7 protein-coding genes and 1 pseudogene are annotated in these 13029 nt (G+C 73.3%); 6 read left to right on the top strand and 2 right to left on the bottom strand.

The window, feature by feature from the left end; genetic code table 11:
* Positions 1-79: 79 nt before the first annotated feature.
* Positions 80-1267 carry a trypsin-like serine peptidase gene (locus tag ACH4OW_RS31425; RefSeq protein WP_398031183.1) on the bottom strand — a complete coding sequence of 396 codons (1188 nt, stop codon included), beginning with the start codon at positions 1265-1267 and terminating at the stop codon, positions 80-82.
* Positions 1268-1810: 543 nt separating this feature from the next.
* Between ACH4OW_RS31425 and ACH4OW_RS31420 the strand changes: the two genes are divergently transcribed.
* From ACH4OW_RS31420 to ACH4OW_RS31400, 5 genes and pseudogenes are all read left to right on the top strand, one after another.
* A complete protein-coding gene (locus tag ACH4OW_RS31420; protein WP_398031181.1) occupies positions 1811-3280 on the top strand; it encodes a diaminobutyrate--2-oxoglutarate transaminase family protein in 1470 nt (489 codons plus the stop codon).
* A 148-nt stretch (positions 3281-3428) separates the two neighbouring features.
* Positions 3429-5564, top strand: a complete 2136-nt coding sequence (locus ACH4OW_RS31415) for an IucA/IucC family protein (RefSeq protein WP_398031180.1) — start codon at positions 3429-3431, stop codon at positions 5562-5564.
* A gap of 99 nt (positions 5565-5663) precedes the next feature.
* Positions 5664-6428 carry a GNAT family N-acetyltransferase gene (locus tag ACH4OW_RS31410; protein ID WP_398031178.1) on the top strand — a complete coding sequence of 255 codons (765 nt, stop codon included), beginning with the start codon at positions 5664-5666 and terminating at the stop codon, positions 6426-6428.
* A gap of 856 nt (positions 6429-7284) precedes the next feature.
* Positions 7285-8970, top strand: a pseudogene (locus tag ACH4OW_RS31405) (IucA/IucC family protein); the annotation flags it as partial.
* A 41-nt stretch (positions 8971-9011) separates the two neighbouring features.
* On the top strand, positions 9012-10985 hold the full coding sequence (locus tag ACH4OW_RS31400; RefSeq protein ID WP_398031176.1) for an ATP-dependent DNA helicase: 1974 nt from the start codon (positions 9012-9014) through the stop codon (positions 10983-10985).
* Positions 10986-11050: 65 nt separating this feature from the next.
* On the opposite strand, the gene lexA is transcribed toward ACH4OW_RS31400, so the two are convergent.
* Complete coding sequence (gene lexA, locus ACH4OW_RS31395) at positions 11051-11839, bottom strand: transcriptional repressor LexA (RefSeq protein WP_360133396.1); 789 nt, start codon at positions 11837-11839, stop codon at positions 11051-11053.
* Positions 11840-12382: 543 nt separating this feature from the next.
* On the opposite strand from lexA, the gene nrdR reads away from it, so the two are divergent.
* Positions 12383-12913 (top strand): transcriptional regulator NrdR, encoded by a 531-nt coding sequence (gene nrdR / locus ACH4OW_RS31390; RefSeq protein WP_030679420.1) that lies wholly within the window; start codon positions 12383-12385, stop codon positions 12911-12913.
* Positions 12914-13029: the final 116 nt, after the last annotated feature.

The raw sequence follows: 13029 nt of genomic DNA, 5'->3' as shown, positions 1-13029 counted from the left end.
CGACCGCAGCACTACGAAGGCCCGCCCCCGGATTCCGGAGGCGGGCCTTCGCCGTGTGTCACCTACCGGCGCACGCCGGTCACTTCGTGGCGAACTTCTTGCTCATCGCGCCGAACAGGCTCTTGGCCTCGGGGCCGAGGTGCGGGCCCGCCAGCCAGCCGGCCGGACGCGGGCCGATCGAGGTGTTCGACACCAGGACCGGCTTGCCGTCCGAGCCCTTCGCGAACCAGGGGCCGCCGGAGGAACCGGCGGTCATCAGGCAGCCGATGCGGTACATGGTCGGCTTCTTGGCGTCCAGCGACAGCCGGCCCGGCTTGTCGGTGCACTGCTGCAGCGTCGCGCCGTCGAACGGGGCCTTGGCCGGGTAGCCCTGCGCCGTGAGGCTCGGGATCTGCGGGATCGCCGAGGCGTTGAAGTCGACCTGGTAGGCGCCGCCGGCGACCTCTTCGAGGGACTTGCTGCCCGCGCCCTTCTCCGGCGTCACATGCATGATCGCGAAGTCGTACGGCGCCATCGGCACGCCGTTGCCCTGCGCACCGCCCTGGCTGATCCACTGGTCCGAGGTCGACGCGCCGTCGGCCCACCACACGCCCTTGGGGAACATCTGCTCGCGCGAGGCGTTCTCCAGCTGGGCCGCGGTCTTGCCGGTGTCGTTGAACGACGGGGCGAAGACCATGTTGCGGTACCAGCCACCGGTCTTGCCGGCGTGCACGCAGTGGCCCGCGGTCCACACCAGGTTCGACTTGCCCGGGTGCGCCGGGTCCTTGACCACCGCGCCGGAGCAGACCGCGTGGCCCTCGGGGGTGTCGAAGAAGATCTTGCCGAGGCCGGGCGCGTTCTGCCCGAAGGGCGGCTTGACCGCCTGGGCCCGCACCGCGCGCGGCTCCGGATCGGTCCGCCCCTGGTCACCGGAGATGTCCTTGGGCGTCGGCTCCTTCGGCGGCTTGGCCTTGCTCGCCCGGTCCGGGTCCCACAGGCCCTTGATGATCGGGTTGATGAAGTCACTGGCCTCGCGGAGCCACTTGTCCTTGTCCCAGTTCTTCCACTCGCCGTTCTTCCACTTGTCCAGGTCGACGCCGTGTTCCTTGAGCTTGTCCTGGATGTCCTTGGGGATCGTGAAGCCACCCCCGCCCGCGCTGCCCTGATCTGCGGACTGGCCGGGCTTGCCGTCCGCCTGGTCGCCTTCCGGGCCGCAGCCGGTGGCGGTCAGCGCCACCACGGCGGTGAGAGCGGCGGCGGCCAGGACCGGCCGACGTATGGATCGCATGGGTGAACTCCCCCTGGTTTGTTCAAGTTTGCCGTGTGAAATTGTCCGGCCTCGGGAGGCCGTACCGCGCCTTGGGCGGACTTGCCCGGTCCTGCTCCGATCTGCTGCTTTGTCATGCACCGGAAAGGTATGGCGCAGGTCCCCACTATGCCGGTGCCGATGGGGACGGCGGCGGGCGGGTCCCCGGTTCCGGTCCGCGGCGGATCTTCGCGGAAGGCCCGTCGCAAGGATCTTCCGGCAGGCCGTGTTCCCCCGTCGGCGGCGTCGTTGGTACGTACGGGGGACAGCTGAGCCGTGGCCGCCTGCGGCCCGGACCGGCGGTCCGCCAGGAGGGCCGGCGGGCCCGCCGGAAGGGGGCGGGCCCGGTCGTGACGGAGCGGTTCGGTGCCCTCGTGAATCCGCCGCCTGCGGCGTGCGGCCACGAGTGCGCCGGGCCGTCGCCGGCGTGAGCGGCCCGCCCGCAGTCCGGTGGAGCCGTCGGAGCACGGCGGCCCGCCCGCAGCCCAGCAGCAGAGCATTCAGCAGCAGGAGGACCGAACCGCCGTGGCCGTGACCCAGCCTCAGCCGATGGCACCCCCTCCCGCCCACGAGGGCATCCTGCGGCGGCAGTCGCTCCGCGAGTCCGCCGCCCGCACCTACGCGCGCTCGCTGCCCATCGTCCCGGTGCGGGCCCGCGGGCTGACCATCGAAGGCGCCGACGGCCGCCGCTACCTGGACTGCCTCTCCGGCGCCGGCACCCTGGCGCTCGGGCACAACCACCCTGTCGTCCTGGAGGCGATCCGCTCCGTCCTGGACTCCGGCGCCCCGCTGCACGTCCTCGACCTGGCGACCCCGGTCAAGGACGCCTTCACCACCGAGCTGTTCGCCACCCTGCCCCCCGAACTGGCCGACCACGGCCGCGTCCAGTTCTGCGGACCGGCCGGCACGGACGCCGTCGAGGCCGCCTTCAAGCTGGTACGGGCCGCGACCGGCCGCGACGGGCTCGCGGCCTTCACCGGCGCGTACCACGGCATGACGGCGGGGGCGCTCGCGGCGTCCGGGGGCGCGCGCGACACCACCGTGACTCGCCTCCCGTACCCGTACGACTACCGCTGCCCCTTCGGTACGGGCGGCGAGCGCGGCGCCGAGCTGGCCGCCCGCTGGACCGCGAACGTGCTCGACGACGAGAAGAGCGGCGTCCGCAAGCCGGCCGGGATGATCCTGGAACCGGTCCAGGGCGAGGGCGGGGTGATCCCTGCGCCCGACAGCTGGCTGCGCCGGATGCGCGACCTGACGGCCGAGCGGGACATCCCGCTCATCGTGGACGAGGTGCAGACCGGCGTCGGCCGTACCGGCGCGTTCTGGGCCGTCGGACACAGCGGCGTCGTGCCCGACGTGCTCGTCCTGTCCAAGGCGATCGGCGGCAGCCTGCCGCTGGCGGTCGTCGTCTACCGCGAGGAACTGGACGCCTGGCCGCCCGGCGCGCACGCGGGCACCTTCCGTGGCAACCAGCTCGCGATGGCGGCGGGCGCCGCCACCCTCGCCTACGTACGGGACAACGACCTGGCGCGGCGCGCCGGCGACCTCGGCGCCCGCATGCTCTCCCGGCTGGGCGGGCTCGCCGCCGAGTACGGCTGCGTCGGCGACGTACGGGGCCGCGGCCTGATGCTCGGCCTGGAACTCGTCGACGAGGACGGCCCCGCCGACCCCGCCGGCGCCCGCCCCGCCGCGCCCCTCCTGGCCGCCGCCGTCCAGGAGGAGTGCCTGGCCCGGGGGCTGATCGTCGAACTGGGCGGCCGGCACGGCGCGGTGGTCCGGCTGCTTCCCCCGCTCACCATCACCGACGAACAGGCGGAAGCGGTCCTGGAACGCCTCGCCGACGCGCTGGGGGCCGCGGTGCGCAGGGGACCGGGCGGGGCCGGTGCGGCGCGCGCCGGCGGCGAGGCGGGCGCGGCGCTCACACCGGGCACGGCAGAGCCCGCCGCGGAGACCGTGACGCCGTACCGGACGGCACCGCTCGGAGCGGACCGGTGACCGGCGCACCGGCGGTCGGCAGCACCCCGGCCACCGGCACCCCGAGCCGCTCCGGCCGCCGGCCGCCGCCCCCGATCCCGCCCACCGACCACCGCCCCACGATCGCCCAGCGCGCGTCGACCGCGCCGACCCTGCGAGGCACACCCCGATGAACGAACGCCCCGTCCCCGACGGGACCCCGGCCGACGAGCGACGTCTGCCCCGTGAACCCCTGGCCCGGCTGCGGGAGCCGGCCGTACCGCGCCAGAACCGGCGCGGCGGCGCCCACGACACCACCGAAAGCGCCGACCTCGCCGGCCACGCCGCCCGTACGGTCCGTGTGGGACACCTGGAGCGGCACGGACACGAGGAGTGCCACGGCCTCGGGGCGACCCGCGTCGTCACCGTGCTCTCCGAGGAGGACGAAACCGGGACCGAAGCCGCCGCGGCCCCCGCCGGGACCGGCACCGAGCGGGACACCGCCCACCGCGCCCCCGGCCCCGACCGGCTGGCACACCCGGACCCGGCCGTCGCCGCCGACGCCGCCGGAACCGAAGGACTGCTCCGCTGCTGGATCCGCGAGAGCGGCACACCCCGCCCGGCCGGCGAACGGCTGCTCCTCCCGCTCGACGCCAGCGCGGCGGCCCTGCGCGTCCCCGTCCTCTACTGGTCCGACACCGGCTGGCACCGCTTCGGCGCACCCGCACTGGAAGGCGCCCCCGCCGACGCCGCGCCCCTGGACGCGGTGACCCTCGCCGCCCTGCTGCGCCGCGAGGCCGTGCACGGCGCCCCGGCGCCGGACCCCGCCGGAGACCCGCCCGCCGCCCGGTCCTGCGGCGCGCCGGACAGCGAGAGCACCGACCTCGTCGGCCGGGTCGCCGACTCCGTACGGCACACCGCGGCGTTCCTCGCCGACCGGCGCGCCGCCCCGGCCGACGCCCCCGGTGGCTCCCGCTTCCTCGCCGCCGAACAGGCCCTGCTCTTCGGCCACCCCATGCACCCCACCCCCAAGAGCCGGGAGGGCCTGACCGACGCCGAGGCCCGCGCCTACTCCCCGGAGCTGCGCGGCGCCTTCCGCCTCCACTGGATGGCCGTCGACCCGGACGTCTTCACCGCCGACTCGGCCTGGACCGAGCGCGGCCGGACCGTACCCGCCGAGCAGCTGGCCGCGCGGCTCGCCGCCGGAGCGCCCCGCGGCCCCGCCGGGACCCTGCCGCTGCCGCTGCACCCCTGGCAGGCGCACCAGCTCAGCCACCGCCCCGACATCGCCGAGCTGTGCGAGGTGGGCTTCCTCCACGACCTGGGCCCCGGCGGACCCGCCTGGCACCCCACCTCCTCCGTCCGCACCGTCTTCCGCCCCGGCTCCGACGCCATGCTCAAGCTCTCCCTGGGCCTGCGCATCACCAACTCCCGGCGGGACAACCTCCGCAAGGAACTGGAGCGCGGCGTCGAGGTGCACCGCCTGCTCCGCACCGGCCTCGCCGCGCAGTGGCGGGCCGCCTTCCCCGGCGCCCCGGGCTTCGACATCGTCCGCGACCCGGCCTGGCTCGGCGTCACCGGGGCCGACGGCGAGCCGGTACGCGGCCTTGACGTGGTCGTCCGGCACAACCCGCTCGCCGACTCCGACGACGCCCTGTGCATCGCCGCGCTCACCTCCCTGCGCCCCTGGCCGGGCCGCACCGGCCTGCGCTCCCGCCTGGCCGACCTGATCGGCACGCTCACCACCCGCACCGGCCGGCCCGCGGGCGCCGTCGCCACCGAGTGGTTCCTGCGCTACCTCGAAGCGGTGGTACGCCCCGTCCTCTGGCTCGACGGCACCGCGGGCATCGCCCTCGAAGCCCACCAGCAGAACACGCTCGTCCTGCTGGACGCCGACGGCTGGCCCGCCGGCGGCCGCTACCGGGACAACCAGGGCTACTACTTCCGCGAGTCACGCCGTACGGACCTGGAGCGACGGCTGCCCGGAATCGGCGCCACCAGCGACACCTTCGTCTCCGACGAGGTCACCGACGAACGCTTCGCCTACTACCTCGGCATCAACAACGTCCTCGGGCTCATCGGGGCCTTCGGCTCCCAGCGCCTGGCCCGCGAGAACGTGCTCCTCGCGGCCTTCCGGCGCTTCCTGGCCGACGCCGCCGCCGGGCCCGCCGGACACCGCTCACCGCTGCCCGGCCTGCTCCTCGAAGCCCGCACCCTGCGCTGCAAGGCCAACCTGCTGACCCGGCTGCGCGGCCTCGACGAACTCGTCGGTCCCGTCGACACCCAGTCCGTCTACGTGACCATCCCCAACCCCCTCCACCCCTGACCCTGCCCTTTCCCCTTCGATCCCACGCCCTTCGCCTCCGGTTCCCGTCCGCCCGCACCGTGACCTCGTGAGGAGGCCCGGAAAGGAGAGAGCGCCGCCGTGCCCCCCACCGAATCCGGCACCAGCTCAGGATCCGAGGAGACCTTCGCCCACCCCCGCGAAGACTCTCCGGATGACGCGCTCGAAGACACCCTCGACCTGCACCTCCCGCCCGAAGTCACCGCGATGTTCGGCGCCGGGCCGTACCCCGCGGAGCCGCTCGCCGCGGACCCCGCCGGCAGCCCGCGCGCCGGGTTCCTGCTCGACGACATCGCCGACTGGGGCCCGGCCGACACCCACGCCGGGCCCTTCCAACTCGTACCGGTACGCCTCGACCGTGACCTGTCGCTGATCTCCGGCTGGATGAACGACCCGGCCGTCGCGGCCTTCTGGGAACTCGCAGGGCCCGAAGAGGTCACCGCCGCCCACCTGCGCACCCAGCTGGACGGCGACGGACGCAGCGTGCCCTGCCTCGGCGTCCTGTCCGGCATCCCCATGAGCTACTGGGAGGTCTACCGCGCCGACCTGGACCCGGTCGCCCGCTACTACCCGGCACGGCCGCACGACACCGGACTGCACCTGCTGATCGGCGCCGTCGCCGACCGCGGCCGGGGCCTCGGCACCGCACTGCTGCGCGCCACCGCCGACCTGGTCCTGGACCACCGCCCGCAGTGCGGCCGGGTCATCGCCGAGCCCGACCTGCGCAACACCCCCTCCGTCGCCGCGTTCCTCAGCGCCGGGTTCCGTTACTGCGACGAGATCGACCTGCCCGCCAAACGCGCGGCCCTCATGGTCCGCGACCGGGCCCACCGCCATCTGCTGTGACCACCGCCGCCAGCCGCGCCTGCCGCCGTCGTCGTCCCGCCGGCGGCGCACGCCTGCTCGCCGCCCGTCACGCTCGCACCGGTTCCGCCCTTCCGTCCGCCCGCGCCGTCCGCCCCCTCGCGCCCGTCCCCACGCCCGATCTCCTCTCCTCTCGCACGGTCCGTGTTGCCCAGGTCTCGTCCCCAGGAGCCCCGCCTTGCCTCCTTCATCCGAACCTCTCCATACATCCGAACCTCTCCATAACCCCGCTCACGGCACCACCGCCCCCGGCTCCGCCAGTCCCGGCACCGCCAGTCCCGGCACCAGCAGCCCCGGCTCCGGCACCCCCGGTTCCAGCAGCCCCGGCTCCGCAGGTCACGGCTTTCCGGGCGCCGGCGCACCCGGACGTGACGCCGACAGCGACCGCACATGGCGCAGCGCCGCTCGCCGCCTGCTGGCCAAGACCTTGGCGGAGTTCGCGTACGAGGAAGTCATCACCCCCGAACCCGACACCCACCCGGCCTCCGGCCACGCTCCCGGGCCGGACCCCGGCTCCGGACCCGAGCGCGCTCCCGGCCGCGGCCGCGTTCCCGAGCCACGCCCCGGCCCGGGCACCGTCCAGCTCCCGGCCCCCCGCCCCGGCGCCCGAACCACCAGCCCCGAGCCCCCGACGCGAGGAGCACCGGGTGGCCCGGGGCAGCCGGGAGCACCGGGACAACCGGGCGGCCGGGGACAACGGCCGGGCGGGCCGGGACAACGACCGGGCGGGCCGAAGCAACCCGGCGGACCGAGCGGGCCGGAACAACCGGACGGACGCAAAGGACCCGGCGGACCGGGAGAACCCGGCGGACCGGGCGGGCTGGGAGACCCCGGCGGACCGGGACCCCAGGCCCCGCAGGGCCCCTCACCCACCCACACCGAGGGCGAGTACCGGCCCTACCACCTCCGCCTCACCGAAGACGTCACCTACCGCTTCCGGGCCTGTCGCGGCGCGTACGGTCACTGGCGCGTAGACCCCGACTCCATCACCCCCACAGGCGACCCCCTTCACTTTCTCTTCCACGCCCACGACACCGTCCTGGGCCTGTCCGGCGACACCACCGGCCACCTCATCCGCGAGCTGACCGCCACCCTCGCCGCCGACGTCCGCCTCGACGCCACGGCCCTCAGCGCCGCGCAGCTCGCCGACCTCGACTACGCCGCGCTGGAAGGCCACCAGACCGGCCACCCCTGGCTCGTCGCCAACAAGGGCCGCCTGGGCTTCTCCGCGACCGACGCCGCCGCCTGGTCACCCGAGGCCCGCACCCCGCAGCGCCTGCCCTGGATCGCCGCGCACCGCCGACTGGCCGTCTACCGGGGCATCCCTTCCCTGGCCACTCCCGATCGTCTCTACGCCGACGAACTCACCCCCGAAACCCGCGACGCCTTCGCCCGCATCCTCTCCACGCAGGGCCTCGACCCCGCCGACTACCTCTACCTCCCCGTCCACCCCTGGCAGTGGGACGAGACCATCGCGCCCCTCTTCGCCCCCCAGCTCGCCGACAAATCCATCGTCGCACTCACCACTGACAACGACCTGCGCCTGCCGCAGCAGTCCATCCGCACCTTCCTCAACACCAGCCGCCCCCGGGCCCGTACGGTCAAACTCCCGCTCTCCGTCCTCAACACCCTGGTCTGGCGCGGCCTGCCGACCGAACGCACCATCGCCGCCCCCGCCGTCACCGCCTGGGTACACGGCCTGCGCGACGCCGACCCGTACCTGCGCGACGAGACCCGGGTGGTCCTGCTCGGCGAAACCGCGTCCGTCACCGTCGAACACCCGCTGTACGACCGGCTGCCGGGCGTCCCGTACCAGTACAGGGAACTGCTGGGCTGTATCTGGCGCGAGCCGGTCAGCCGCCACCTGGACCCGGGCGAGCGTGCCCGTACCCTGGCCGCACTCCTCCAGACCGACCCGCACGGGCGCGCCTTAACGGCCGAGCTGGTCCAGCGCTCCGGCCTGGCCCCCCGGGTCTGGCTGCGCCACCTCTTCGCCGCCCTGCTGCCGCCGCTGCTGCACTTCCTCTACCAGTACGGCACGGTCTTCTCCCCGCACGGCGAGAACGCCATCGTCGTCTTCGACCAGCAGGACGTCCCCACCCGCCTCGCGGTCAAGGACTTCGTCGACGACGTCAACACCAGCGCCGAGCGGCTGCCCGAGCACGCCACCATGCCCGAGGACGTGCGCGCGGTGCTGCTCACCGAACCACCGGACTTCCTGACCCAGTTCATCCATTCCGGTCTCTTCGTGGGGGTCTTCCGCTACCTCGCCCCGCTCTGCGAGGAACAACTGGCGGTCCCGGAGGGCGAGTTCTGGTCCCTCGTACGGGCGGAGATCCTGCGTCACCAAGGGCGCTTCCCGCACCTGAAGAAACGCCACGAGACCTTCGACCTGCTCGCCCCGCGCATCGCCCGGCTGTGCCTGAACCGCAACCGTCTGCACCTGGACGGCTACCGCGACCGCGCCCAGCGCCCGCATGCCGCCGTACACGGCACCGTGCCCAACCCCCTCCATCACCCATGACCGGGAAGATTGTCAGTGGGCCCGCGTAGGGTGGCAACGCTATGACGAAGCCCTCCCTCCCCGATCTGCTGCACGCCGCCGTCACCGCTGTCGGCGGCACCGAGCGCCCCGGCCAGATCGCCATGGCCGAAGCCGTCGCCGAAGCGGTCGACGACGGTTCCCACCTGCTCGTGCAGGCCGGCACCGGCACCGGAAAGTCCCTCGGCTATCTGGTGCCGGCGCTGGCCCACGGCGACCGTGTGGTCGTCGCCACGGCCACGCTCGCGCTCCAGCGCCAGCTGGTCGAGCGCGACCTGCCGCGCACGGTCGACGCCCTGCATCCGCAGCTGCGCCGCCGTCCCGAGTTCGCCATGCTCAAGGGCCGCTCCAATTACGTCTGCCTGCACCGCCTGCACGAGGGCGTCCCCCAGGAAGAGGAGGAGGGCCTCTTCGACCCCTTCGAGCACGCGACGCCGACCAGCAAGCTGGGCAAGGACCTGCTGCGGCTGCGTGACTGGGCCGACGAGACCGAGACCGGTGACCGCGACGACCTCACTCCCGGCGTCTCCGACCGGGCCTGGGGCCAGGTCTCGGTCTCCTCGCGCGAGTGCCTGGGCGCCTCGAAGTGCGCGTACGGTGCGGAGTGCTTCGCCGAGGCGGCCCGCGAGCGCGCCAAGCTCGCCGACGTGATCGTCACCAATCACGCCCTCCTGGCCATCGACGCCATCGAGGGCGCACCGGTGCTGCCCCAGCACGACGTCCTGATCGTCGACGAGGCGCACGAGCTGGTCTCCCGCGTCACCGGCGTGGCCACCGGTGAGCTCACGCCCGGCCAGGTCAACCGGGCCGTCAAGCGCGCCGCCAAGCTGGTCAACGAGAAGGCCGCCGACCAGCTACAGACCGCCTCGGAGACGTTCGAGCGGCTGATGGAGCTGGCGCTGCCCGGCCGCCTGGAGGAGATCCCCGAGGACCTCGGCTACTGCCTGATGGCGCTGCGGGACGCGGCCCGTACGGTCATCTCGGCCCTCGGCACGACCCGCGACAAGTCCGTCCAGGACGAGGACGCCGTGCGCAAGCAGGCCCTCGCCTCCGTGGAGAACGTCCACGCGGTCGCCGAGCGCATCGCCAACGGCTCCGAGTACGACGTCGTCTGGTACGAGCGCCACGACCGCTTCGGCGCGTCCCTGCGCGTCGCGCCCCTGTCGGTCTCCGGCCTGCTGCGCGAGAAGCTCTTCGCGGACCGTTCCGTCGTGCTCACGTCGGCCACCCTCAAGCTGGGCGGTGACTTCAACGGCGTCGGCGCCTCGCTCGGCCTCGCCCCGGAGGGCACGGAGGGCGAGGACGTACCGCAGTGGAAGGGCCTGGACGTCGGCTCGCCGTTCGACTACGGCAAGCAGGGCATCCTGTACGTCGCCAAGCACCTCGCCCAGCCCGGCCGCGAGGGCAGCCGTACGGACATGCTCGACGAGCTGGCCGAGCTGATCGAGGCCGCCGGCGGCCGGACCCTCGGCCTGTTCTCCTCCATGCGCGCGGCCCAGGCCGCCGCCGAGAACCTGCGCGGACGGCTGGACGTGCCGATCCTCCTCCAGGGCGAGGAGACCCTCGGCGAGCTGATCCGCACCTTCGCCGCCGACGCCCGCACCTGCTTGTTCGGGACGCTCTCCCTGTGGCAGGGCGTCGACGTGCCGGGCCCGAACTGCCAGCTGGTGGTCATGGACCGGGTGCCGTTCCCGCGCCCCGACGACCCCCTGATGAGCGCCCGGCAGAAGGCCGTGGAGGAAGCCGGCGGCAACGGCTTCATGGCGGTCGCGGCGACCCACGCCGCCCTGCTCATGGCCCAGGGGGCGGGCCGCCTGGTCCGCGCCACGGGCGACCGCGGCGTCGTGGCCGTCCTGGACCCCCGCGTCGAGCGCGCCCGCTACGGCTCGTTCCTCCGCAAGTCCATGCCGGAGTTCTGGTACACCACCGACCGTAATCAGGTCCGCCGCTCCCTGGCCGCCATCGACGCGGCAGCCAAGGCGACGGACGGGGCGTAACAGCCCCTGAACACCCCAAACCCCGGGACCGGCGCAGTGGTCCCGGGGTTCGGTCGTGGGGTGGGTCAGACGCGCCGCAGCACGGCCACCACCTTGCCGAGGATCGTGGCCTCGTCGCCGGGGATCGGCTGGTACGCCGCGTTGTGCGGGAGCAGCCACACGTGGCCGTCCTCGCGCTTGAAGCGCTTGACCGTTGCCTCGCCGTCCAGCATCGCCGCCACGATGTCGCCGTTCTCCGCCACGGGCTGGCGGCGCACCGTGACCCAGTCGCCGTCGCAGATCGCGGCCTCGACCATCGAGTCGCCGACGACCTTCAAGACGAACAGCTCGCCGTCACCGACCAGCTGCCGGGGCAGCGGGAAGACGTCCTCGACCGACTCCTCGGCGAGGATCGGGCCGCCGGCGGCGATCCGGCCCACCAGGGGGACGTACGAGGCGGCGGGTTTGCCGGCCGTGTCGGTCGGCGCGCTGCTCGGCTGGTCGGAGCCGCGGACCTCGTACGCCCGGGGGCGGTGCGGGTCGCGGCGCAGGAATCCCTTGCGCTCCAGAGCCATGAGCTGGTGGGCGACGGAAGAGGTGCTGGACAGCCCCACCGCCTGGCCGATCTCGCGCATGGACGGCGGGTAGCCGCGGCGCTGGACGGAATCCCGGATGACCTCGATGACCCGGCGCTGCCGGTCGGTGAGGCCCGAACTGTCGGCGCGGATGCCTGGAGGACGGCCGGGCAGTGAGCGGGCTGGCTTCTGCCCCTCGGGGGTCATTGCGTCGTCCATCGGCGGTTTCCGGGTCGGCTCGAATCGGCTCTGGGAGTGGCTCTGGGCGGTGATGGTGGCGCTGTCTGCGGTGGTGGTCACGTCGGCCCCTCTCGGAATGTGCTCCCTAGTTAGCCAACGGTAGTTGCTTTCGAAAGGTTGCGCCAAACACACGTTCGAGTGAAAATTTCCGGATTAGCTGACCTGATCACGGGCTGAGGTGTATAGCCGAAAGGCAATTCGGGTCATTGCGGTACTCTTCGCCGCGAGCTTATGGCCGGGCGCAGCGCTCCGGGCCATCCGGTCGGACGGCCGCCGCGACGCGTCCGATTCTGCCATCCCCGCCCCGCCGGACCCGCTTCCGGGGCTCGTCCCGTACCCTCGTCGGCGGCCCTTCGAGCGGCCGGCCCGGCCGCGCGGCACCGCGACACGCTGGGTGTGCGGATAGCCACCCAACACCACATGTAGTGCTTTGATGACTGCGGCCACCTAGAAGTAGTGGTGGCTGTGTCTTTCGGGACTCCGTGGATCGCCTATGCTTGGGGCTGCTCCGAGGGGCCCGTGAGGGCCGTCCGGGGCTCATCAGCCGTACGCCGGGACCATGGGCGTACGACCGTAATTTTCGAGGGTGAGGAGGGTGAATTCATGCATTGCCCCTTCTGCAGACACCCCGACAGCCGGGTGGTCGACAGCCGCACCACCGATGACGGCACCTCGATCCGCCGGCGCCGCCAGTGCCCGGACTGCTCCCGCCGTTTCACGACCATCGAGACGGCGTCACTGATGGTGATCAAGCGGAGCGGGGTCACCGAGCCCTTCAGCCGCAACAAGGTCATCGCCGGGGTGCGCAAGGCGTGCCAGGGCCGGCCGGTCACCGAGGACGCCCTCGCCAAGCTGGGCCAGCGGGTCGAGGAAGCGGTGCGCGCCACCGGCAGCGCCGAGCTGTCCACCCATGACGTCGGGCTGGCCATACTGGGCCCGCTGCAGGAGCTCGACCTCGTCGCGTACCTGCGTTTCGCGAGCGTCTACCGGGCTTTCGACTCGCTTGAGGACTTCGAGGCGGCCATCGCCGAGCTGCGGGAGCAGCGTGAGCAGGGACCGCCCGCGCGGGAGTGCGGGTGCGAAGGGGGCGCCGGTCACCCGGCGGTCCCCGTGCCCGCCACCGCCGCCGACTGAGATCGGCACATCACAGACCTGACCAGGGCAACGTGCAGGCGCCCTGGTTCCAGACAGAACACACCGTGCCACGGGAAGAAAGTGCGCACATATGGGCGTTTGCCCGTACAGGGAGG

It is taken from the genome of Streptomyces sp. NPDC017056 (genome assembly GCF_044332485.1).
Classification (GTDB): Bacteria; Actinomycetota; Actinomycetes; order Streptomycetales; family Streptomycetaceae; genus Streptomyces.
Note: the sequence above shows the minus strand (reverse complement) of the source record. Positions and strands in the feature narration are given on the sequence as shown.